The 24,946-nt window shown below is 48.6% G+C and carries 18 protein-coding genes and 1 tRNA gene; 2 read left to right on the top strand and 17 right to left on the bottom strand.

Going from position 1 to position 24,946, the window contains the following annotated elements; translation table 11 throughout:
- Window positions 1–381: 381 nt before the first annotated feature.
- The 10 genes from C9J01_RS06535 to C9J01_RS06580 all read right to left on the bottom strand — a co-directional run bounded on the left by C9J01_RS06535 (window position 382) and on the right by C9J01_RS06580 (window position 15,718).
- Window positions 382–3,732: a hypothetical protein gene (locus tag C9J01_RS06535; protein ID WP_107297269.1), complete on the bottom strand. Its 3,351-nt coding sequence runs from the start codon at window positions 3,730–3,732 to the stop codon at window positions 382–384.
- Between the two features lie 75 nt (window positions 3,733–3,807).
- Window positions 3,808–5,460, bottom strand: coding sequence for a sulfatase family protein (locus tag C9J01_RS06540; protein ID WP_107297270.1), 1,653 nt, complete (start codon window positions 5,458–5,460; stop codon window positions 3,808–3,810).
- A gap of 46 nt (window positions 5,461–5,506) precedes the next feature.
- Entirely contained in the window at window positions 5,507–7,894 is a 2,388-nt protein-coding gene (gene bglX, locus C9J01_RS06545; RefSeq protein WP_107297271.1) for a beta-glucosidase BglX, read from the bottom strand.
- Between the two features lie 396 nt (window positions 7,895–8,290).
- On the bottom strand, window positions 8,291–8,686 hold the full coding sequence (locus C9J01_RS06550; RefSeq protein WP_107297272.1) for a DUF2799 domain-containing protein: 396 nt from the start codon (window positions 8,684–8,686) through the stop codon (window positions 8,291–8,293).
- A gap of 597 nt (window positions 8,687–9,283) precedes the next feature.
- Window positions 9,284–10,528, bottom strand: a complete 1,245-nt coding sequence (locus C9J01_RS06555) for a BatD family protein (RefSeq protein WP_107297273.1) — start codon at window positions 10,526–10,528, stop codon at window positions 9,284–9,286.
- A 6-nt stretch (window positions 10,529–10,534) separates the two neighbouring features.
- Entirely contained in the window at window positions 10,535–12,400 is a 1,866-nt protein-coding gene (locus tag C9J01_RS06560) for a VWA domain-containing protein (protein ID WP_107297274.1), read from the bottom strand.
- Entirely contained in the window at window positions 12,393–13,361 is a 969-nt protein-coding gene (locus C9J01_RS06565; protein ID WP_107297275.1) for a VWA domain-containing protein, read from the bottom strand. The genes C9J01_RS06560 and C9J01_RS06565 overlap by 8 nt, the downstream gene beginning before the upstream one ends.
- On the bottom strand, window positions 13,355–13,840 hold the full coding sequence (locus tag C9J01_RS06570) for a DUF4381 domain-containing protein (RefSeq protein ID WP_158264499.1): 486 nt from the start codon (window positions 13,838–13,840) through the stop codon (window positions 13,355–13,357). Before C9J01_RS06570 ends, C9J01_RS06565 begins: the two co-directional genes overlap by 7 nt.
- Window positions 13,833–14,753 carry a DUF58 domain-containing protein gene (locus C9J01_RS06575; RefSeq protein ID WP_107297277.1) on the bottom strand — a complete coding sequence of 307 codons (921 nt, stop codon included), beginning with the start codon at window positions 14,751–14,753 and terminating at the stop codon, window positions 13,833–13,835. The genes C9J01_RS06570 and C9J01_RS06575 overlap by 8 nt, the downstream gene beginning before the upstream one ends.
- Complete coding sequence (locus tag C9J01_RS06580) at window positions 14,750–15,718, bottom strand: AAA family ATPase (protein ID WP_107297278.1); 969 nt, start codon at window positions 15,716–15,718, stop codon at window positions 14,750–14,752. The genes C9J01_RS06575 and C9J01_RS06580 overlap by 4 nt, the downstream gene beginning before the upstream one ends.
- Before the next feature lie 401 nt (window positions 15,719–16,119).
- Between C9J01_RS06580 and C9J01_RS06585 the strand changes: the two genes are divergently transcribed.
- Window positions 16,120–17,844 carry a sodium:solute symporter family transporter gene (locus tag C9J01_RS06585; protein WP_107297279.1) on the top strand — a complete coding sequence of 575 codons (1,725 nt, stop codon included), beginning with the start codon at window positions 16,120–16,122 and terminating at the stop codon, window positions 17,842–17,844.
- 26 nt (window positions 17,845–17,870) lie between these two features.
- On the opposite strand, the gene C9J01_RS06590 is transcribed toward C9J01_RS06585, so the two are convergent.
- The 3 genes from C9J01_RS06590 to C9J01_RS06600 all read right to left on the bottom strand — a co-directional run bounded on the left by C9J01_RS06590 (window position 17,871) and on the right by C9J01_RS06600 (window position 19,546).
- On the bottom strand, window positions 17,871–18,521 hold the full coding sequence (locus C9J01_RS06590) for a LysE family translocator (RefSeq protein ID WP_107297280.1): 651 nt from the start codon (window positions 18,519–18,521) through the stop codon (window positions 17,871–17,873).
- A gap of 66 nt (window positions 18,522–18,587) precedes the next feature.
- Window positions 18,588–19,079: a nucleotidyltransferase domain-containing protein gene (locus C9J01_RS06595; RefSeq protein ID WP_107297446.1), complete on the bottom strand. Its 492-nt coding sequence runs from the start codon at window positions 19,077–19,079 to the stop codon at window positions 18,588–18,590.
- A 47-nt stretch (window positions 19,080–19,126) separates the two neighbouring features.
- Window positions 19,127–19,546 carry a GNAT family N-acetyltransferase gene (locus C9J01_RS06600; protein WP_107297281.1) on the bottom strand — a complete coding sequence of 140 codons (420 nt, stop codon included), beginning with the start codon at window positions 19,544–19,546 and terminating at the stop codon, window positions 19,127–19,129.
- A 201-nt stretch (window positions 19,547–19,747) separates the two neighbouring features.
- Here C9J01_RS06600 and C9J01_RS06605 point away from each other — a divergent pair, with 201 nt between their 5' ends.
- Window positions 19,748–20,161: a VF530 family protein gene (locus C9J01_RS06605; protein WP_107297282.1), complete on the top strand. Its 414-nt coding sequence runs from the start codon at window positions 19,748–19,750 to the stop codon at window positions 20,159–20,161.
- Window positions 20,162–20,240: 79 nt separating this feature from the next.
- Here the strand turns inward: C9J01_RS06605 and C9J01_RS06610 are convergent, their stop codons facing one another.
- The 4 genes from C9J01_RS06610 to C9J01_RS06630 form a co-directional block, all read right to left on the bottom strand.
- Window positions 20,241–20,972, bottom strand: a complete 732-nt coding sequence (locus C9J01_RS06610; protein ID WP_107297447.1) for a glutathione peroxidase — start codon at window positions 20,970–20,972, stop codon at window positions 20,241–20,243.
- A gap of 239 nt (window positions 20,973–21,211) precedes the next feature.
- A tRNA-Ser gene (locus C9J01_RS06615) sits at window positions 21,212–21,302 on the bottom strand.
- A 107-nt stretch (window positions 21,303–21,409) separates the two neighbouring features.
- Complete coding sequence (manA, locus tag C9J01_RS06620) at window positions 21,410–22,603, bottom strand: mannose-6-phosphate isomerase, class I (RefSeq protein WP_170114878.1); 1,194 nt, start codon at window positions 22,601–22,603, stop codon at window positions 21,410–21,412.
- Window positions 22,604–22,907: 304 nt separating this feature from the next.
- Window positions 22,908–24,809: a PTS fructose transporter subunit IIABC gene (locus tag C9J01_RS06630; protein ID WP_107297285.1), complete on the bottom strand. Its 1,902-nt coding sequence runs from the start codon at window positions 24,807–24,809 to the stop codon at window positions 22,908–22,910.
- Window positions 24,810–24,946 lie beyond the last annotated feature (137 nt).

A 24,946-nucleotide genomic window follows, 5' to 3' on the forward strand; every position in this document is an offset into this window, starting at 1 on the left:
TACATGGGTCACACTTTTTTGTCAGCCAGAAAGTAAACCGTTATCAAACCCCATTAAAACCATTTAATTTCAACACCTTAAACCCAGCACGCATCATAATACTACTTAGTAAACAGGCAAATACACAGTGATAAATACGCACTATGTTGCTGCTATTCCGGTTATTATTAGTCAAAACTTTGATATGAGTCTAACTTTCTGACCCTGATATTATTGAAATAACACTGCATATTTTTCACTCATTTCGAAACGTTTTATCTAACGTAAACCATTTCTGGTGCAAACGGTGGTTATATAGATAGTATGGCACCCACAAAAAAGCCCAACTGCGTTGCAGTTGGGCTTTACAATTAGATCAATTATTCGCTAACTGTTAGTTGCTTAGTAGCACTGTGAACTGTGGTTACAGTAGTTGTCATCAAGCAACTTCTGCTGGTACACCCGCACATCATCCAACGTTACGTAGTTAGTCCCGGTGTAGCCTTCGTTTTGCTTCATGCGGAGCACCAAGGTTAGTGCCGTTTCTCCAGGTCGCTTGCGAGCTGTAACGGTTACTTCCTCTGGCGTATCATCATCAATAAAGCCAACATCTCGCCAATCACCCGTAGGGTTCGCACTTGAGTTCGGCGGGGTCTGTGGGTTCTCGATATCGAACTTCACTTCGAATTTAGCACCCGTCAGTTTACGATCATCACCCACTTTGAAACTAACCAAATACCGCATTCCCTCAGGATCATTTGCAATATCGATTCTCCGTTCAACACTTTGCCAACTTGTATTGCCACCACTTAAATTAAATTCAATAGGCTTACTTTCTCCCAAATCATCATTTTCATCAGGATGCAGTGCGCCAAAAGATTGCAGTGCCGTATTACCAAAGACAAAGGAGCCTTCCCTATTTGTCAGGTACTCTATATGTAAATGCGTCGCCCCTGCTGGTTGTTGGGTATGAACACTCATGACAGTCGGGTCCCAAGCCGCATACACTTTATCACTCTCAACAGCACCGTATGCATCTTTAAGCTCACCCGTATTTGACCAGCTTAGACGAATCCTCGCGTCTCCCGGTGTTGACATAGGTTCGATAAGCGCTGATACAGTGTACTCACTGCCTTCGAGGCCATGAGGTAAATGTACCGCTTGGGTTATACCTGACTGGCCTTCTAGGGTTATGCCGTTACCATGCATACCACCATTTTCGTTGACGTTTCCTTCTGTCACTTGCCACCCTTCAATACCCTGTTCGAAATTCGGGTTTTTGAATATGACGTCACGTCCTGCCAATGGCGCAGTAATATTGTGGATACCGACGATATCATCCAGTTCTACCCAGTCTCCTTGTGGATCTTCTACGTCAATATCAACAAAAACCTCCCCGGTTGGCACGACAAAAGGTGAGCGATGATAGCCGAACTCTTGCTTGGTACCGTCGGCACGCATCCCGGTGACCAATCTTGGTGTCATGGTTGAGTACAGCACCTGCTGGCTACCTTGGGGGGTAAAACCAATCTGGACTTCAGGACGGTAGAAGGTATTTCTGAATTGCTGCACCACGCCCGGCTGGATAGTTTCCGCCAGCCCAATTGCGCCGTACCAGAAATCGGCAATCCCGACGCTCATTTTGTCGTAGTTAGGCATGTTGGCCGACCAACGCATTAATAGACGAGCATCTTCATCGCCGGCACTGATCATTGTCTGGCGACGACCATCTCGGTAGGCCATGTAGGCGCCAACAACCGCTTCAGTTTTGCCTAACTGACCAAAACCGCTTACCGCCGGGAAGTGGATAAAATCATCCGGGTGATCGGTCGGGCCGTCGTTATAATAGTTACCGTTTGAATTAGGGCTATGTCCTGCTGAGAAACCGGCAAAATAATTAAAGCCAAGTTCATCGGTTTCCGACTGGGTCAGCGCATAATAGTTATTATTTTGTTCCGCCCACGACTTACCGTTGAAGTGGTGGTCCAAAATAAGCGGTCCCCCCATGATAATAAATGCCGAATGGGATGATTTAATCACCGGCTGATCCAGCAGTTCGTAGTCATAGAGGAAGTTTTCCCTTTCATAGGTAAACTTGCCGTAATTGCGGGTCGCAATCGGGTCCTGGGCTGCAGCGATATCCCCATACAACCAAGTCTCGTTGGACATTAGGCGATTTAATCGAACAGGGCCAAAGTCATCTGAATCCCAGGTTATCCGTTGCTCTGCCCGCACCACATCCCCGGAGCGCTGGAACACCTGTTGTAGGTATTTGGCATAGCTGACAATGTTCTGGTTGTCTGGGTACATCTCTGCCGCCTTGATGGCAGCAGGCAGGAATTTCATGCTGATATAGACTTGGTATTGCGGATTGCTGGCGTTAATAGACCCGTCGCTGTTGTAGTTACGGACAAAATGGCCATCAATACTTTTTACCCCACCCTTACCGTCTTCATGCAGGCCCGCGTGGCGTTTAATCAAGAGTTCGACATAGTGCTCAATTTCAGGGTCATACTCCACCTGGTCAGCCACCATCAGCAAATACAGGGCCCAGCCTACATTGTCGGCGATAGGCGTGGTATTAGGATTGGTGTGCTCAAGCTTGCGGTGAAGGAAACCTTCCGGCGAAGCCGAATTGCCCGACATACTTGACGCTGTCAGGCCCTTGATGGCCTTGACATACTGGGCCAGCTCATCGCGCGTCCACTGGTCAAAATCCATCCGCTTATCTTTATCATCGCTGAGCATGAAAGCACTATCATCAGCAAACAATAGCTGACCTTCTGCGGTCAGAGCGAAATCATGCCACGGTGTATCTGAGAGCATGTACTGAACCGGTGATAACTGGCCACTGCTGCGTACTTTGTCTTTGGACGAGAACAGCAGACCGGTTTTGCCGTCATGGTCCATGCTGATGTAAAGGCCAGCCGCCTCTTCATTACCGAAAACCCGACTGAATGCGACACCCGTCAAATTCTCTTGCTGGTATACACGCTGGACCGAACGACTATTGTGCGGCAATTTATAGATGCTGTTAGGGGTTTGAAGAAATAGATTCCCCGCTTCTATATCAAGGGCGATATCCTGGACTGTATCCGTTACCGATACCTTGTCCACGGCAAGCTGACGGCCATCATTTTCAACTTCATAGGCTGCATTGCGATCCGCTTCTATGCGATATACTGCCGAATCACCGCCGACAAACAAGGTCGATGAAAAATAGTTCATACCGACGCGCGCCACATTCCCCTCGCCTTTTGCCTGTAACGGCAAGCGGTGGAATACGGTCAACGCTTCGGTGTTAGTGTTGTAGGCTAGGATTGCATCATCCTTCTGGCCGCCTTCGCTGTCACATACCGCCAAATACAGAAAGCGCCCTGAAGGGGTGAAAGTCATTCCGCACAGTGCCGTATCATGATTAAGGTTCATGTCAGGCAGCAAATCCACGATATCGGTAGCTTCAATGCGGTGTTTCAACGTTTGGCGGACATCCCTGATTTCAATGTTCAAACCTGCAGGATCGGCAACAGCATAACTGCCAGCTAATTTTGCTGCGGCCACACTTTGGCCACTTCCGCCATTGAATGACCATGTGCTGATGGAGACATCTTGCTCCGGCCAACCTGAATCAGGTGGCGGATTACCCGGCTTGCTATCACTGCCACCGGAGCCACCGCCGCAACCGGCAATAGACGCGGCAAGCAAACCGACAGAAAACATTTTTTTATAGTTATTCGTGACCGTTATTGTCATCGTCACTTTTCCTCTTTCTTCACGCTTGGATATAAACGGCAAAACCGGTAACCCTGCGGCTACCGGCTATATGAATTATTTGAAGCTATGGGGGAACAACTCTTCCAAAGATGGGTTTGGATGACGCTCTAACGGTGCGTCACGCCATTCTTTCAATGGGGGGACTCCATATTCATCCTGCAATTCGGCAAGACGGTGAATAAGGCGCCCTATTTCTTGTTTGTAGCGGGGGTCATCAATTGCATTGACCATTTCAGATGGGTCCGCCTCCAGATCGTAGAACTCCCACTGATCATCCGGGTTGTAGAAGTGGATCAATTTGTACCGACCATCAGATACACCATAGTGACGGGCAACATCATGAAAGCCTGGATACTCGTAGTAGTGGTAATAAAGCGCATCACGCCAACCCGCATCGCCCTGCCCGGCCAGAAGTGGCAAAAGCGATTTACCGTGAACATCTTTCGGGGTCTGCAAACCAGCTAGCTGCATAAAGGTTGGGGCATAGTCGATATTTTGCACCAGCTCATCGACGACGGTGCCCGGTTTGATAACGCCAGGAAGCTGCATTACCAACGGGGTCGAGAACGACTCCTCATACATAAAACGCTTGTCGTAGAAGCCATGCTCGCCAAGGAAAAAGCCCTGATCAGAGGTGTACACCACCAAGGTGTTTTCACTTAGTCCATTTTCCTCCAAGTAATCCAGCACCTCACCCACACTTTCATCCACCGCAACAATGGTCGCCAGATAATCTTGCATGTATCGCTGGTACTTCCATTCCGCCATCTGCTTCTCTGTCCAGTAGGCTTCGTTGGCATTCATGTAGTCATTGCGGGCCTGATAGGCTTTGTCCCACTCGGCACGTTGCTCATCGGTCAAACGCGCTAACAAGTGCGGCCAAATATCCTCGCGCCACTCCCCCTCACCTTCAGCGACGGTCATTTTGATATCGTGGCCGTCCTGGGTATGGTTAGCGATTGTCATTGACTGCTTGCTAGCCGCCTTGCGCCCATCGTAATTATCATAGAAATTATCTGGCAGCGGAAACTCAACGTTCTCAAATAGCTGGGTATGACGAGGAGCCGGCATCCAGTTGCGGTGCGGGGCCTTGTGGTGCATCAGCAATGCGAAAGGTTTGGATTTATCCCGCCCTTCATCCAGCCACTCAAGGGTCTTATCAGTGATCAAATCGGTGGTGTAACCCATCTCCATTTTCACGCCGTCAACGGTGATGAAATCCGGGTTGTAGTACTCACCCTGATCATTGAGGATCTCCCAATGGTCAAAGTTAAAACCATTGGGGATACGGTTGATATGCCACTTACCGATCATCGCGGTGGTATATCCGGCATCCTGCAGCGCGTTAGGCCAGTTAAACTGGGTGCCATCGAAGATCTGACCGTTGTAGGTAAAGCCATTCTCATGGCCAAACTTACCGGTGAGCATCGCTGCGCGGCTCGGCCCGCACAGGGAGTTGGTGACATATGAGTGCTGGAACTGGGCCCCATTGGCAGCAATGCGGTCAATATTTGGGGTAGGTGCCAATTTGGAAATAGGGTGACCATAAGCGCTCAGCGCTTGCACGGCGTGGTCATCAGACATGATGAACAGGATATTCGGACGCTCCTGGCTAGCCCCGCTACTTTGCTCATCTGCTACTGCAGTATTGATCAAAGGTTGGGTGAATGCCCCTGCGACCAAGCATGAAATCAGCGCTTTTTTCATAAATGATTCCTTCGCAAAAGCCCGCCAATGACGGGCTAACTTTTTATTATTTTTCAACCAATTCGAAGCTTGCCTTTTTCACGTCGTCCGAGGCAGTTCCGACGAAAACGTCAAACGATCCGGTTTCTACGCCCCAGCTCATATCGGCGCGGTAGAATGCAAGATCAGCCGGCGTCAAAGTGAAAGAAATCGTTTTTGACTCGCCTTTGTCGAAATGCACTTTCTGGAAGCCTTTAAGCTCTTTTACCGGGCGGGTGATAGAGCCGACATGCTGGCGGGTATATAGCTGAACCACTTCTTCACCGGCGTAGTTACCGCTGTTGGTAATATCGACAGAGACGGTCAGTTCACCATCCACTGCCAGCTCTTCGCTGCTCAGACGGATATCGCCATAGTCAAACTGGGTGTAGCTCAGGCCATGGCCAAACGCGTACAGAGGCGTGTTCGGAGAGTCATCATAACGAGACTTGTAATGCTCCTGGCGCTGGTTCGGGTTGTCCGCAAAGTAAGGGCGACCGGTATTCTTCTCGTTGTAGAAAATTGGCACCTGGCCCACAGAGCGCGGGAAGGTCATCGGCAGCTTGCCTGATGGTGTGAAGTCACCGGAGATAACATCGGCAAGAGCAATACCGCCCATGGTGCCCGGGTACCAGGCATGAAGGATGGCATCGACATTCTCGTCAGCCCAGCGCAAATCATTCGGACGACCGCTCATCACTACCAACACCATAGGTTTGCCAAGCTTCTTCAACTCTTCCATCACCTGCTGCTGGTTGCCCGGCAGGGTCAACTCAGTGCGGCTTGATGCTTCACCGGACATACGTTGCTCTTCGCCCATGACCATAACAATCACATCAGACTTTTTCGCGGCTGCTACTGCACGCTTCATCTCTTTCTCTAGCGATGAGTCATCGGCTGTAATGCGTGGTACGCCGATACCCTGAAGGGCATCGATTTCTTGTTGCGAAGTGATGTATTCGTAGCTTGCACCCTTGGCATAGTTGAACTTGACGTTTTTACCGAAACGGTGCTTGAACCCTTCCAAAACTGTCACAGGATGCGACTTGCGATCCCCTGCGGCTGCCCAGTTGCCAATCATGTCAAACTTGCTGTCCGCCAGCGGTCCAATCAAGGCAATAGACTTAATTTCATCGTCTTTCAACGGTAACGTCTGGTTGTCATTTTTGAGTAGTACGAAAGACTTACGGGCAACATCGCGCGCTGCATTTTGATTTTCTACGCTGAGGATTTCACGCTTGGCGCGAGATTCATCATTGTAGCGGTATGGGTCTTCGAACAGGCCAAGACGCCATTTCATCTCGAGGATTTGGCGAACTGCAGTATCAATTTTCTCTTCGGACACTTTGCCTTCGGCAACAAGCTCTTCGAGATAGTTGATATACAGCTGACCAACCATGTCCATATCGGCACCGGCATTAAACGCGATCTCTGCGGCATGCTTATCGTCACGGGCGTAACCGTGGGGAACCAGTTCATTGATAGCGGTGTAGTCAGTTACCACAAACCCTTCAAATCCCCATTGGTCACGCAGGATATCAGTCAGCAGGCGTTTGCTACCTGTGGCTGGAATACCATTCAAGTCATTGAATGAGGTCATGAATGTTGCAACACCGGCATCCACCATGGCTTTGAACGGAGGCATCTGCGTCGTCCAGAGTTCGTGCTCCGACACATCGGTGGTGTGGTAATCACGACCAGCCTGGGACAGGCCGTAGCCAACAAAGTGTTTGGCTGTCGCCATGATGGTATCTTCTTGGCTCAGGTCATCACCCTGAAAGCCCTCGACTCGGGCAACTGCCATCGCTGTTGATAGGAATGGATCCTCACCGGCAGCTTCAGACACGCGGCCCCAGCGAGGGTCACGGACTAAGTCAGCCATCGGAGCGAATGTCCACATGATGCCATCAGCAGATGCTTCCTTTGCAGCAACGCGGGCGCTGAGTTTAACAGCGTCAAGATCCCATGTGGCAGCTTCACCAATTGACTGCGGGAAGATGGTCTTATGGCCATGGATGATGTCGTGACCGACAATCAACGGAATACCGAGACGGGTTTCTTCAACCGCGATTTTCTGAAGTTCGCGACCGAAATCAGCCCCGTAGGCATTGAAGATAGCCCCGACCTGACCGTCTTTGATTTGCTGCTCGTAGGACTCATTGATAAAAGGACCGGTCACATTGCGGAAGCCACTTTGCAGATCCAACTGCCCGACTTTCTCCTTCAATGTCATCTGGTTAATCAAACCGCCAATGAAGGCATCCATTTTCTCTTTGTCATCTTGCCAATGTGCCGTTGACGCAGATTCTGTACGCTCAACATTGATCATGTCACTAAACATGGTTGAACTTGCCATTACATAACCACCCATTGTCATACTAAGCGCGAGCAAGGTCGGCTTTATCACTGTTTTCATACCATTCCCGAAAAATCATCAAATCTATCTGGAAGCCCTGTGCTACGGAAAGGACGATAATCTCCGCCTCAAAGCCGTATCGTTTCGAAAAACACCCCAAAACAACCAAAACCTTTAAAATCAGCAAATTAAAAACATACCAATAATTTAAAGCATGGATTTAAGCGCTATATACATCCATAATCATTACGGCGAATACTATTTCAGTCGAATCATTTCGACAACAGCATATGTTGAAAAATGAGACCCAATACCCATTTACTTTGCGGCAAGGTGTTCAGGAAAAGGGGAAGCAAAAATTCAACGAGGTAATGGTGACGGGGAAGGTACGATAGAAAAAGCCTGCTGAAACAATCACAGCAGGCTTTGTGGTAAGGGAGAGGCGGTCATTGGGAACTAGTAGTCGTAACTATCGATCGACGGCTCGTAAGTCCCCAACTCCCAGTCATAATTTTGCTGGTTGATTTCATAATCAACCCAGCCAATATTATATTGCTCGGCAAAGTTAGGGTTCAGCTCATCACAGGTGCCCTGATAGAACACACCACTTAGGCCCACATCATATCCATCTTGCTCACAAAATGCTTTCAGGCCAGAGACATACCCTTTTTGATAGGCCGCTACATCGACCGACTCAAGGCGAGAGGTTTCAATCATCTTGCTACCGCCCATGGCAAGATCGTAACCAAATTGCTCCCAGGTTTCGCCCTTTTTCAGCGCGATAGTGGAAGAGCATCCCGCAAGAATGATAACAAGACACGCAGTCATTAATTTCTTATTAATCCCCATCATCTACTCCTCAATGATAAAGCTTCAATAAACAGGTAAAGAACATTTTTTAAATTAGCGTCAATCTAAGACAAGATAATTTTACAACGTGATAAGACTGGTAAATTTATGCTTATCAATAACTATAACATATACCAATATCATGACTTTATCATGGCTATAATTCAGGCTTGAGATACGAATCGATAAAGCCAACTTCTTAAAATTTTTCTAATATTTTATCTTATTATTACACTTAAAAAATTGAAAACTATCGAAATAGGCAATCAAGTTCGACACAAACATAAATTTAAAACGATTAAAATCATATGGATAAGAAGATAATAGCGATATAGTGATGAATTGTTACCTCTAGATTAATCGAAATAGACAAACCCTAATCTTTGTATTTCAACTAAATGTTGATATTTTTAACCACGCAAAAGACAAATAATTTACACTGCTTTACTTAAATAAAAGCGCATTTCATGAAGGATAACTAAAGCTATTATTTATTGATTAGCAAACCCACTCACCAATATTGAACCCATGCTTAACGAAACAAAAAAAGCAGCCGATTCTGGGCTGCTTTAGTCTCTCATTTTATTACTTATATCTACCCTAGGGCTCTATTGGCGCAAAGTCAGTCTTTGCTTTTCTTCCCCGTTTCATTTCTTTTAGTTGAGTCAACACCGCAGTTCGCTCCGTTTTGCCATCTGTTGGTGACGTACTGTAAAATGCAGCAAAATAAGCATCCATCAACCGGCCGCACTCACTCTTCACTTCTGGATTTGCATTCCCCCACGCCCGGACAACATCTTGATGGTTACCTTGTTCAAGCGCAGTATGCAGACAACACTCTTTGCTTGAGTGTTTGGACATTGGGTGGACTTGTTGGCTTTGAAGGCGCTTATGGACCTGATAAAGACGCAGTAACGTGACCAACCATAGTACAGAGATAACCAACGTCGCATACCGCCAATGGCTATGTTCAGGCATTTCCGATTCCAACCCCTCAATAGCCAAGGTCTGCGTTTCGTTCGGTAATATATTCAATGCCAATCCCTCTACAGAGGCAACGGTGCTTTTGCTATGGACGGTGTCAAACCACGGGATCGACAAACCCGGTATTTCGAACATCCCTTCCTCGCGAGGGACGATAACCTGCCTTAGTGTTAATTTCATCCCATCATCAACCGCTATAAACTTTGGCTGTTCACTGTAAACATTCATGTTTTCAGGGTAGTCCACAGTTAGCTCGGGAAAATTGTCAATGTTTCTGCCTTCTATGTACAAACTGAGTGTCCTGGTGATAGAGCCACCAACCTGTAAGGCTGAAGCCTCTGTCGACCAATGCTGCTCGAGGGTTACCTGCTGCGATGGCAGCCAATACCCTTGATAACTTTCAGGCTTTGGGCGGCTTTCGAGGGTCACGACGTTCGACTGGTTTCTCACCCGGCGACGGGCACCATTTTCATTAACCGCAACATGGGTTAACGACGCTCCTTCCAAGGTAATTGCGCCAATTTGTTTTGCCGAAATAAGAAAGCGGTATGTCGAGATCCTGAACTCATCATTACCTACAAAATAATACTCATGATCTTGGCTCCCCCTTCGAACATTAACCCCTTCCCCCCGAGGAGGGTTCACGCGAGAGAAATGAATATCTGCCCGTGACTCCACCCGAAGAATGTAGGTCGCCTCGGTTTCCGGATAGACCGTATCGCGCACCAGTTCAGCCGATAAACCAATTAAGTCATCAAGCCTGCCCTCTCCCAAACTCCCGGCTGTTGCAGTAAGCGGTGCCATAACACTCAGCGGGGCGAATACTAAGCCACACAACAAGACTAAAATTCTTCTTATCATTTTCAGTTACCACTCAATCTCGGTTTGTACGGCAGGCTCTTTCAATTCAGCCTGCAACAGCAGCAGGTTTCTCAACAGCAGCGTGCGGTCATCTTGAATTTGGGTGAGGCGGTTCAGGACTGGATTCATTTCGCCAAGTTCACTCAGTTGATGACGAATCGCCTCTATATCTTCTTCGGTCGGAGTCCCGAAATCGACATCGGTCGCACCGGCTGTAAATTCATCGGCATCATATTCACCCGATTCACCGGACTGTTGCTGCGGAGGATGGAAATCACCGCCACTGTCAGGGGTAAACTGGGGATTTTCTGATTGGTTCCCCTGTGAATCGCTGCTGCCGGTACTATCACTTTCACCTTGCTGCTCAGGCACATTTTCCGTGTCGGGATCTGACTCTAGGTTATCCTCACCACCGCTATTGTCATCAGAACCCGTGTCGTCACGTTCCTCGTCACCATCGCTATCACCGCTCTCCTCTTCATCAGAATTGCCGTCGTCCCCAGCCTCGCCACTTTGCTGCTGGTTATCGTGATCTTGGTTTTCCAGCGCTTGCAACGCCCCTTCAACCAAGCTGAGGTTAAACATGGCGCCTTGATGCCCGGGATTGATTTCTATCACTTCACGATATTTGATGAGCGCCTCTTCCAAGCGTCCAGCCTTGGCTAGCGCATTACCAAGATTGTAATCACTCTTATTATCAGTCACTTGAGAGAAGGCCTCTATTGCGCCCTGGTAATCCCCCGCTTCATACAAAGCTGTTCCTTGCCAAGCTGGATCTGCAAACAAGTTGGCTGCTTCTTGGTAATTTTTCTGTTGGTATTGCTGGTAGCCCTGCCGATCCGCATTACTCCATAGCCGGCTGATTTCACTAGCCTCTGAGGGAAAACTTGGCAACAACATCACCAAGCCAACCGACCAGACCATCCCACGCCTGAACGTCATCAACAGCATTGCGGCTAAAGGCCATAACAGCCAATAACCATCGTTGATGAACTGGCTAGAAAGCCCGCCTGACTGCTCGCTCAAATCTTCGATACTGCGCATTTTTGCCAAGAATCGATATAGTTGCTCAATATCTTGTTGAGAATGCTGATAAGTCACCGAAATACCGCCCGTTTGAACCGATAGCGCACTGAGTCTCTCAGGTACAAGTCGGGATATTACTGGCTGGCCATCATCGTCAAGGCGCGGCTTGCCATTCTGGTCAACCACCGGAGCCCCTTGTGGGGTGCTGATGGCATAGGTAGATAGTGAGTAAGGGGTATCCACCAGCAATGCTGCGATATCTGCCTTTTCCCTATCGCTAATCCCTGACGTCACCAGCAAAATATCACCATAGCCGAACTGGGTCTGTTCCAGTAATGTCACAGCTTCTGCCACCCCCGAAGCGGCATTTTTACCCGTGGACGGCATCACATCCGGTGACAGGTGCTCTATCTGAGTCAATACCGTATTGTTGTCATGAGTCAACGGACTGATGGTGTATCCCGCATTCGAATAGGCCACCACACCGGTATACCCCTCATCCACTAGGTTGATGAGGTCAGTCACTTTGTAGAAAGCCTGCTGAAAACGGCTCGGAGCAATATCTTGAGCATACATAGCCTGTGACATATCCATCACTATTACCCGCGCCCGCTCCAACTCAGAATGGGGCCGGTCTTGCTCCCGCCAATGCGGCCCTGCCATTGCAACCATCACAATCGACCATGCAAGGGTGAGCCAGCAACTGAAACGGTTTCGGGAATAAAAGCGTTCCTGTTGTAGATGCGGAGCGATAAGGCCCTGTTGCTGGCGGTGGTATTTCAGCCACAGAAAAGCTGGTGCGAGCAAAAGCCCCAACAACCACAGTGGGGTAAAGAAGTTAACCATAACGCCTCCGATAGAGCGCCAGCATTACCATGAGCACCAAAGTACAAAACAAGGGATAAGGGTAGAGGTCATCACGCGGCTGCCAGGTTTGCTCGGTATCGGAGATTGGCTCCAAACCATCGATGAGAGAGTACACTTCGGTAAGCTCATCCTTATTGCGTGCCCTGAAGTACCGACCACCGGTAAGTTCGGCAATGTCCGTTAGCAAGGATTCATCCAGATCCCATGACGGATTGGTTTCGTGCAACTCGCCAAAGGCATTCTCAACCATCATAGATTCAGCCCCGAGACCAATACTGTAAATGGTGACATTGCTGTCCTTGGCGAGTTCTGCCGCTGCCATCGGTTCTACCGCGCCGATGGTATTGCTACCATCACTCAATAAAATCATAACCCGCTGTGGCGCTTCGCTATCGATGAAGGTCTTAGTCGCAATAGCGACGCCTTCGCCAATAGCAGTCATGTAACCCACCAGCCCCAACGTCAGCTGTTCGATTTGTTGCTCGAGGTTGCGGATATCCAGTGTTAACGGTGTATGGAGGTAGCCGTGATCGGCAAATAACACAAGCCCTAACCTGTCCCCTTCACGCCGACGAACAAAATCCACGAGAACACTTTTCATCGCCGACATCCTACTTATGGCTTCGTCTCCCCCGCCACTCATGTCTTCGATATCCATCGAGCCCGACAGATCAACCACCAGCATGACGTCCCTGTGCTCCATCGGAACACTGATTGGCTCACCAAGCCAAACTGGACGCGCTAAGGCCGATAGCAAAAATAGCCAAGCGGCGACACTCAGTACCATTGGCACTTTACTGTTGTGAATACTGTCATCGAGATCATTGGGAAGGCGCCCGAGCCTTAGCACAGAAGTTGGTTGAACTTCACGGGCAAAGCGCCGTACAACCCACGGCAGCGGGAGCATCAAAGCGACAGGAAGGTAATCAAACGCTAGCATTTCCCCTCCGTTTTAAAGTGCAATACCCAGTGGCGGCTGGCTGCAATAAACGCCTGCCATTGCTCTTGCTCAAGTGGCTTATTGCCATACAGAACGGATAACCAACTCTCTTTCAAGGGCATAAATTGCGAGCTATCGGCCTTTCCATTAAGTCGTGTGTCCTGCTGTTTATCCGCCTGCTCATCAAGCCAAGCCAACCATGCTTCGCCCGAAAGCCCTGCCACTTGATTGCGGGGATAATAGGTCAGGGCAATACGACGCAATAAACTATCCAGTGCCGGTAAATCGGGTTTGCCCTCCAACTGTGAGATAAGCCCCAGGGCTTTTCGCTTGAACCTGCCTTGGTAATGGCGATAACCAAGCCAAAGAAGTACAACCAAAACTAAGCCGCCAAGTAACATCCAAGCCGATGCTGGCAGAGGCCACCACCCAGGCTCTGCGGGTAGCTCTAAAGGAGCAAGATTCAATGCGCTATCCACGTAACCCTCCAAGTTGATCGATCAATGGTTTGCCAGCTGATACATGGTAAACAGGGGCTTGGAGTTGATTAGAGAGTGTTGCAAGTCGCTGCTGGTGACGCTCAAAATCCGTTTGCAAAGACTGCCGGGTGGACTTGCGGCCAAAGCTTATTGGCAACGACCTTTGATGATCGCCGAGCCAACAACGCCCCCTAAATGCGGTTTCACCCTTTTCGATAGGATCAAAAACATGAACCAGCCTCAAGGTATTGTGCTGGGCCAGTTGCTTCAACCGCTTTTCAGCACAAGCTGATAGCTGGTTGAAGTCACTGATAATAATAAGCTCACTGCCTTTGGGGCAGAGGCGATGTAACTGGTTCATTGCCTGTAAAAAAGTGTCTGGATTCTGCTCTTGAGCCACCTTTAGGCTCATTTCATGTACACCTTTTATCGCATTGATGATTTGCAGCGGCCCCTGCTGGCGTGCTGTCGGCGGGCAATCTATGACCGGCTTAGTCCCTATAACAACTGCGCCGACCCGGTCTTTTTGCGCGACCGTCAACCAGCAAACCAAACTGGCGATATGCGCTGCTTGGACTGACTTGTACAACAACCGGGTGCCGTAATGCATCGTTGATGACAAATCAACCGCGAGCATCACCGGACACTCCCTTTCTTCGTTATATAGCTTGGTGTGGGGCTTCCCCGTGCGGGCCGTAATACGCCAATCAATAGAGCGAATATCATCCCCTTTCTGGTAAGGGCGTACCTCGGCAAAGTCCATCCCTCGCCCTTTACCGGCACTGTCATGCTGACCACTGAGATATGACCAGATGCTACGTGCAGGAGGAAGCCAGCGCACTGACTGCTTTTGGTAATGCAACAGTTCCGCCAGCGACAAATGAATACCATCACTGTGGGCAGGAAGGATCATGCGCTCGTCACCCAGGTCAATAACTGCTTGATAATGAAATCGTTGTTGATCCCCTCGGCCTGAGCTTCATAGCTACGCAACAATCGGTGGCGCAACACCGGATAAGCCATTGTCATTACATCATCAGGCGTCACGAAATCGCGTCCGGCCAGCCACGCATGGGCACGGGCACAGCGGTCCAAAGCCAGTGTTGCACGTGGACTCACGCCCATTTGTAGCCATCCTGCCAACTGGTCGTCGTATCGTTCTGGTGTCCGGGTCGCCATGATCAGCCGAATGATGTACTGCTCTATTTCTTCGGCCATATACAACTCCAACACCTGCTGTCGGGCCGTAAAAATATTCTGCTGCGAAAGAGTCACGGCGTCTTCGTTTTTCACGCCCAACGCTTCTCCGCGATTGAGCCGCAGAATCGCCAACTCGCTTTCGCTATCAGGGTATTCGACTTGAAGCTGTAATAAAAATCGATCCAGCTGCGCTTCCGGCAACGGATAGGTTCCCTCTTGTTCAATCGGGTTTTGAGTCGCCATCACTAGGAACAACTCTGGCAGTTCATACGTCTTCTTGCCCACGGTGATTTGCTTTTCAGCCATCGCCTCGAGCATCGCCGATTGCACCTTGGCGGGAGCACGGTTGATTTCGTCAGCCAGCACCAACGAATGGAAAATAGGCCCTTCCTGAAAATCGAAAGTCCCCGTCTCTGGGCGGTAGATATCGGTACCGGTCAAATCCGCAGGCAACAGATCAGGGGTAAACTGCATCCGCTGGAAACTGCCTTCAATACAATCTGCCAGCACTTTTACCGCTCGCGTTTTTGCCAATCCCGGCGGGCCTTCGACCAAAATATGACCATCAGCCAGCAGGGAAATCAGCAGTTGCTTGACCAATTCAGGTTGGCCAATAACCTGAGACTGAAGATAGCGGTTTAAAGACTGAAAAGTCTCGATAAGAGAGTGGGCTGACATTGGAAGACCTCTGCGATTCTGTTATAACAACTGCCATTCGAAACGTTTATACAATTTTCGAGAAGAATAGCAATTTATCTGCACCGTTGTAGCCATGAAGTCAGATTATGTGAATGTAATCTCACTATTAACTTTCGCTAAAAGCCTTCCATACAAAAGATTACCAAGATTAAAAAGAGAAGAATTTTTATCATCTCCTTTCGTCATGCACTTTCATAGCTTGTAAAAACATTTCGAAAATAATACCGATTCTCATCAGAAACTCTGCTTATCATTGCAATTCAACCACCACCGAGTGATATCGACCGACGCATGAGCTTACAAATGAAATTTGAATTACAGTTCTTAAAAAATTAAAATGTCGTTTCACAAATAACCCCTAGCTCCTGCAGGTAATATCAGTGACATATCTCGACTGGGCCATGCTCGCCCTATACTTTGTTTTCATTGTCAAAGTGACTCAGGCTTTTCGGCACAAGGCGACCAATGCCAGCGGATTTATCAGTGGCGGTGGGGCAATGACCTGGTGGATGGCAGGCGCGACGGCTTTCATGACCCAGTTTTCGGCTTGGACTTTTACCGGTGCAGCAGCAAAAGCCTACGCCGACGGGCTCAGTGTTATGTTTGTTTTCTGGGGTAATGCGCTCGGCTTCTTTATCTCAGCGCTCTACTTTGCCAAGCGTTACCGCCGCTTACGTGTCGATACGGCAATGGACGTTATAAAACTGCGTTTTAACAAAACCTCAGAGCAGATGTTTACTTGGCTGAGCTTTCCTATCACTCTGATCGGTGCCGGCATTTGGCTTAACGGACTTGGGGCTTTCTTGTCGGCAACATTCGGGATAAGCATCGATATCACTATCATCGGCATCAGCCTGCTGGTCACCTTCATCGCGGTCTCTGGCGGTGTATGGACAGTCTCGGCAACCAATGTCATTCAACTTGTCCTGCTCATTAGCATTACCATGATTGTTGGTTTCACTGCGGCCAGTGAAGTCGTGGCACTGCCGGTTGAGTCGTTATCCCATACCATAATGGGTGAAGGCATTGCCACCTGGCAGATCTTCGTCTTGTGGATAGGTGCAATGCTTTTGAGCCAGACTCTCAACACCAACAATGCCCTTAGCAGCTACCGCTTTTTAATCACCAGCAATGAAAAAGAAGCGACCCGGGCAGCAACTTTGGCTGGCGTATTGTTCTTGTTTGCTCCCCTGCTATGGTTCTCGCCCCCTTGGTTTGTTGCCTCGCTAGATATCAACCTCATCGACAGCTATCCAAATTTGGGAGCCGGTGCTGATAATGCCGCCTACCTCTACTACATCGACCACTATATGCCTAGCGGCCTTCTCGGGCTGGTCATGGTTGCCATGCTAGCAGCCACCGTTTCGCCAATGACGACGGCGCTCAACCGCAATGCGGGCATCGTGGTGAACAATATCTACTTGTCTTTGATCAACCCGAAAGGGACAGACCGGCAGCAAATGCTATGGGGCAAATCGGCAACACTGCTAACCGGCGTAATGGCTTGTACCGTGGCTCTGTTTTTCTCCCGGCTTGAGGGCTACAGCCTATTCGATATCATGATGCTGTTCACCGCCATGATTCAAATGCCACTATCAATCCCGTCCTTCTTGGCGCTACTCAACCTTCGCACACCGGGTTGGTCTGGCTGGGCAACGATATTGGTTGGCCTTGTTGTTTCCTTCATCGTCCATTTTGGCTTTAACGCCGAGTGGTTTGCCGCTTTGTTTGACTATTCACTGACAGCACGTGAGCAGGTTGACCTGAAAATAGCCGCGACCTTTATCTCCCATGTCATCTTTACCGGTGGTTTCTTCATGCTGACGCCTTGGCTATCAAGAGTGAAGAAAGACACCAGTGAAATCAGCCGCCGCTTGGCCACACCGATGAGTATTGAGGAGCAAAGCCCAATAGATCATACCAACGGGATGTTTATGGGTCGTGCGTTGACAGTGTTGGGCATACTTGTCAGCTTAATTGCGGTGTCTACCGATACGTGGCGCGATGCCGCAATATTCCTTGGCATCGGCGGGTTGATTTTATTGTGCGGCTCTGGACTGGCATATAAATCCAGCCGCCTGCACAAGCTATCGATGGCGACATAAATTCTGGGCTCTGGGACAACGAGAACCTAGCCTTGGGTGGAAATCAACAACTTCACGCCGAACACACCAAATAAGCTTGCAGCAAGCCGACTAAACCACTTTCGGACAGATTGGCTTGCTGACAGCTTACGGCTCATTGATGCTGACACCCAGGCAATAAAGTGACACCAGATCATTCCGGTAAAGTTGAAAATTAGCCCGAGCACCATAAAGGCGATGGCCTTGTTGTCGCTAGTGCTTGATATAAATTGAGGCATAAACGAAAGGAAAAATAGCGCAACCTTGGGATTGAACACATTGGTTATCAGTCCTTGGCTATAAATGCTAAGTAGCGAAGTCTGTTTCTGTCCAACTGGCTTGGAAACCTTCGTGGTCGATTCGCCCTGTACCGTGCTGTCTTTGTACATGCAAAACGCCATATAAATCAGATACAGGCCACCGACAACTTTTACCACAGTGAAAGCTGTTGCCGACGTTGATAAGATTGCCGACAATCCCAAAGACGCTGCGACGATGTGGACAAATATTCCGGTACCAATACCCAGCGCAGCTGCCGAACCCGCCCTGAAACCTTGGCTCGCCGCACGCCCTGCAATAAGCACAGAATCAGGCCCAGGGAGCATGTTAAGTACAATGCCAGATACTACAAACAGCCAAAGATTTTCTATTCCAAACAATGCTATCACTCCTTTCCCTTGACGCGTCCGTTCTGCAATAACCAACCAGCAGCGAATAGCTATGGTTTAAGTGTTTTTTGAGGTTAACCTACCCGCCAGTTCTTCGATATCAATCAGATCGACCTCCCTGCCCAACACCCGCTTGTAACTAATCAACTCGGCAACTGGGATTGTAGGCACTTCAACACCTTGATAAGTGCCAACAACAGACTGGGAGAAATCCGTTTTGAGTTCAACCCAGTTCCCCTTCCCTGTTGCCCTGATTCGGGTTCCGGGTGACAAACCGATTTCAATTTTCTGCCCTTTATATATCAATTGAAAATATTCCAAATCCCATGAACCTTCAACATAATGGGTTAAGGGCTTCGATATATAGCTTTTCACTTGCGGTAGAATTTTGTTGGCATCGGCTTTTCGAATATACAGATCTATATCCGCCACCTCGCGGCTCCCACCATGAATCGTCGCGGCTAAACCGCCAACTATCTGGTACTGCACCTTCTGCGAATCAAAAATGTCCTTAACCCACACCAGTGCATTTTGTACTTTTTCGCTCATCCTGAACCTTTTCTTCATTTTTCCCTGAACACTTTCAATGCATGCTACTAACCGGCTTCAAATACACATTGGGCTTTATTCCTTACAAACCCGACAGCCTCATAGAATTGATGGGACTCTAGCCTTTTCTCATTACAGCGAACCCTGATCTTTCCCTTGTGTGTTTCTACAACATGCGCAACTAAAGCACGACCAATACCTTTGCCGCGAAACTCAGGGTTAACGACAAGCCCACCAATTTCATAGAAATCATCCGATGCTAATCGTCGGGCATAAAACAAATGCAGCCACCCGGCAATGTTGCCGCTCATCTCACAGACATAGACTTCATCGGATGTAGACGTGCACATTTGAAAAAGCTTATCCTTAGCCTGGTCATCTGACAGTTCAGAGTAGCCTAGATAGCTTGAAACTTGGTTTATCCCCTCGGCATCAGCCTCTGTCGCCAACCGAATAGTAGTCTTCAATCAACCCTCCTTGTCATTCTAGATACACAACTTCCAACTATTAGTTGGCGTGTGTATGCTTCATTTCAAAAGATAGCGTCTCATTTAGCTACCTATAAGTCGATAAATATAGGGAAGATTGGTTTACTCTGTTAGAATCCCGCTCCCTCAAGCCACCTTGTCCAACCTGTCTAGGTTGAGTTGAATACTTAGGAACTTGTTATGATGACAGATGAAGAAAGAATTGAATTACAACAAAACAACCCATTACACGGTCTTAAGTTAGAAACCTTGCTACAAGAATTGGTGGACTATTACGGATGGGAAATCCTTGATACCGCCATGCGTATCAACTGCTTTCACACCAACCCATCCATTGCGAGCAGTGTAAAATACCTAAAGAAGACGAACTGGGCGCGTGAGAAGCTTGAGAACTTCTACCTCTACCGCTTCAAGCGCATGCCACGTGCTTCAGCAGAAGAATACGACTTGCCGCCACGTGCCCGTACCTTCCCTCATGGCCTAAAGCCGAAAGAGCCGATGGAACTAACCGTAGAGTCAATTTTGAAGTCACAGGCAAAGGCAGCCTCTGCCCACAAAGAGCGCTCATCTCGCGGACGCCGTCAGCGCCGCTAACGGCTTCATTTGCACCGAAAACAAAAAAGCCAAGTAAGGTTCACCCTACTTGGCTTTTCTTTAAGCAATTATTAAAGCATTACTTGGCTAGGAAAACTTCTAGCTCTTCGCTGCCACCGATGTGCTGGCCACCGATGAATACCTGAGGTACCGTGCTGCGACCGGTAATTGCACGTAGGCTAACCGTAGTTGCATCTTTGCCAAGAACCACTTCTTCGTAGTTCAGGCCAGCATCGATCAGGCTCTGCTTCGCTTTGACACAGAATGGGCAACCCGGCTTGGAAAATACTGTAATTGACTCTTGTACTTTGTGCTCTGGCGCAACGTAGGCCAACATGGTGTCTGCATCAGAAACCTTGAACGGGTCGCCCGGCTCGTCGTTTTCGATAAACATTTTTACGACAACGCCATTCTTAACCAGCATGCTGTAACGCCATGAGCGGTCACCGAAGCCAAGGTCGTTCTTAGCTACCAGCATGCCCATACCTTTAGAGAACTCACCGTTGCCGTCTGGAATGAAAGTGATGTTTTCAGCTTCTTGGTCTTGTTTCCAAGCGTTCATCACAAACGTGTCGTTTACTGAAACACACAGGATGTCATCAACACCATGCTCAGCAAATACTGGCGCCAACTCGTTATAGCGAGGAAGGTGGCTTGAAGAACACGTTGGGGTAAATGCACCCGGTAGCGAAAAGACGATAACGGTTTTATTAGCAAATAGCTCATTGGTTGTAACGTCTACCCACTGGTCGCCCTGGCGAGTGTGGAAAGTGACCTGAGGTACCGCTTGGCCTTCTTTAGATTCAAACATACTAAATTCCCTAAAATTAAAAAGCTGCTGTTGCAACCGGAGCTTTTTCAACATTGCTCCTTGTTGATGGAATCATTATGCCATTTTGACGATAGAGTTCACTTTGATTTTACTCATCGTTTCAATAGGTAATGCCTATCGTGGAATCTATGTGGCGGAGCGCTTTGGGTATGGCGGATTTGAACCCTAGGGGCCAAATGCAAAAAAGCCCCGTCTTTCGACAGGGCTATTTTAGAATGTGGCGGAGAGATAGGGATTTGAACCCTAGATACGCTATTAACGTATGCCGGTTTTCAAGACCGGTGCTTTCAACCACTCAGCCATCTCTCCTTAAGTGCGGCGTATAATACGGGCTGATTCGGTTGTTGTAAAGGGCTTTTCACGCCCACACAAACCGAACGAGCAACAAAGCCGCACCTCGCTCAAACACGCAACAATTAGTTGTAGGCGCGAGCAAATTTACCTGTTGATGAGGCCTGGTAAGTACCAGCATTTGCCGGGATAAAGACAGACTCACCCTTATTGATAGTCACCGTTTCACCCTCTTCATGACTCAGCGTCAATGGCGCATCAACAGCAAATAGGATTTCAGCACTGTCAGTTGTCAGCGCTTGATTTTCCACTTGCTGGTAAACGCTGAACTTGAAGTCTGGCACTGGGATCGGGTAATGCTCTGCACCATTTTCAACTTTCGGTGCCATCAATAGCGAATCGAAAGGAATTGGCTGGCAGGTAGTACAAGCAACCAACTCAGGCACGTCCATATACTTAGGTGTCAGGCCGGCACGCAGTACATTGTCAGAGTTCGCCATGATCTCAAGGCCCGTTCCCTTAATGTAGGCATGCGGGGTACAGGCATACAGGAACATAGCTTCACCAGGCTGCAAGGTCAGCGTGTTTAGCATCAGTGGAGCAAACAAGCCGATATCACCAGGGTATTGCTCTGCCAAGTCCAGAATCAGTGCAAACAGCTCTTGGCTTTTATTTACTTCAGCATAAGCCAGTAGCTTGGCAACAGAAGTATCTTTTGCTTCGCCGTCCAGTGACAGCATCGCTTCAAAGAACGTCTCTAGGCCCGCTTCATTCTGATTTACTTCAAGTGCATCAACCAAAGCGTTGATCTCAGCAATTTCCAGTTTACGGAAATTAGCCACAATATCTGCAAACTCACGGAAACCGTTCATGGCCTGGTAAGGCGTCAGGGCATAAACCAGCTCAGGCTTATGGTTTGGATCTTTATAGTTGCGGTTACCGGCCGTACGCGGAATACCCAGTTCTTCTTCTTTGGCAAAACCGGCTTCCGCCTGGGCTTTGCTTGGGTGAACCTGGATAGACAAGGCTTTCTCAGCCGCTAGCACCTTGAAAAGATAAGGTAGCTCACCAAATGTCTCGGCAGTTTGCGCTCCTACTAAAGTCGCTTTATCCGCATCAATAAAGTCAGACAGCAGAGTTGGCTTACCATCAATGTCAATCTGCGAACAACCATTTTGGTGTGCGCCCATCCAGATTTCAGCCTGAGGCTTACTTTCCGGGTTTTCAATACCAAACAACTGACCAATCGAGGTTGTGCTGCCCCATGCATAATCTTGAATCACGTTATGCATACGATAAAAACGAGGGGAAGTAGACATAGCTTTCCTTATTTCTAATGCAGATTTCATTAAAGCCCGTAGCAAAAGGCTGGGACTCTGATGAAATTCGACTAGCTTGCGCGCTCTGTTCATTCCAGCAGCGCATACTACCAAAATACACAAGCAAAGAGAGGCTTTTCATTACTTTTCGTCAATTCTTCATGGTTAATCATGCAAACCAACATCAGGCATACAGAACAAGTCACCTCATGGGCCTTATGCCAAAAAGCTCCCTCAGACAAGGGAGCTTCAAGGACACGGTAACTCAGGCTTTACCGTATATCGCTATTGCTAGCAGGGGGAATTAAGCAACAGCGGTTTGCTGTGTTTTGCCCTGACGCATCTTTTTCAGTGATACTGCAACGAGTGCTGTAACAACCGCACCTGCAGCCATACATGCTAGTGCTAGAATAGGTTTGTTCATTGCGCCAAGTAGCGCCACAACTGGGCCACCGTGAGCAACACTGTTTGTGATACCGAACGAGAAGGCCATAACTGCTGCAACCATTGAACCTAGCACGTTGGCAGGAATGACAGACATTGGATCCTGTGCTGCGAATGGGATCGCACCTTCAGAGATACCCACCAAGCCCATTGCGCCAGATGCTTTACCGGCTTCAATTTCAGACTCTTCGAAAATATTGAATTTACGACCAATCACTGTTGCTAGTGCCATACCCAGTGGAGCGACAGGGATAGCACACGCCATCGCACCCATAAATTGAGTTTGGCCGCTGGCAATCATGCCGACCGAGAACAGGAAGGCAACCTTGTTGAATGGGCCACCCATATCGAAGCCGGCCATGCCACCCAAAACGATACCGAGCAATACAACGTTACCGGTACTCATGCTGGTAAGTAGCGCATTCAAACCATCCATCAGGCTCGCAATCGGTGCACCGATAACGAAGATGAACAAGCTCGAGATAAACAAACTACCAGTAATTGGCGCAATCATAATAGGCACAAGCGGCTGAATAAACTTGTGGTAATTACGAGTAACGATAAATTTAACGAAGTAACCCACCAACAGGCCGGCAACGATAGCACCGATGAAACCGGTACCCGCCTCTGCACCGTAGAATGAGCCGTTGTTGGCAATCCAACCACCGATCAAACCCGGGGCAAGCGCAGGACGGTCAGCAATCGCGTAGGCGATATAACCGGCCAGAATAGGGATCATCAATGTGAATGCAACGACACCAACATCCAGTACCTTGTTCCACATACTGCCATCAGGAATAGCCATACCTGCTTCTGTAGGCTGACCACCAATTGCCAGTGCAAGGGCAATCAACAAACCACCGGTAACAACAAACGGGATCATGTGTGATACACCGTTCATCAGGTAGCGGTAAAGATCCGAACGGGCCTGGGTCACTTTGCTTTCTTTCTCGGCTGGCGCATCATCGCCAGACGCTTGGTATTGAGGCGCAGCCAAAGCTTGGCCAATCAAACCTTGGGCATCTTTGATTGGGGCCTTAACACCAGTTTTAATCAAACGCTTGCCAGCAAAGCGGGTCATGTCCACCTGCTTGTCACAGCTGACAATAATTGCTTCGGCACGCTCGATATCTTCGGCTGTTGGGCTATTTTTCACCCCGATAGAACCGTTGGTTTCAACTTTGATTTCGTAACCCATTGCTTTCGCGCCTTTCTCTAGCGCTTCTGCTGCAAGGTAAGTATGCGCAACGCCAGCAGGACAACCGGTTACGCCAATAAGGAAACCATTTTCAGCTGCTGGTGCCTCTGCGGTTTCTGTTTTTTCCAGCAGTAAGGCAAGGGCATCTTTTTCAGATTTTGCTGCAAGGAAGGCATCAATAAAGCCGTCCTCAATCAACTTGGAAGACAGTTCAGCCAACACTTCAATGTGATGGTTGGCACCACCGTCCGGAGAGGCAATCATGAAGAACAGCTTTGAAGGTAGACCGTCTTCGGCACCGTATTCAATACCACTACGGCTAATACCAATAGCGACAGCCGGTTCGCACACTGCGGCACTCTTTGCATGAGGCAGGGCAACGCCCTCTTCAAAACCGGTATTGCCCAGCTCTTCGCGGGCATGGATGTCGGCCAAAAACTGCTGCTTGTCGCTGACTCGACCCTGCGCGTGCAGGATATCGATCATTTCAACAAACACCTCTTCTTTCGTCGTTGCCTTAAGGTTCAGGCAAATCAACTGCTCATTAATCAGATTGGTGATCATGAGTGTTCCCCCTTTGATTATTTATATCGGCATACTGTTTGCCGTTGGGGATATTTTCGGCTTTTTAGCACACCTCTTATAGTGTACCAGAGGGGCATTTACTGGATATTTGTAACACTAGTATTGTTGTGTGATCG

The organism is Photobacterium rosenbergii, from assembly GCF_003026455.1.
GTDB lineage: Bacteria > Pseudomonadota > Gammaproteobacteria > Enterobacterales > Vibrionaceae > Photobacterium > Photobacterium rosenbergii.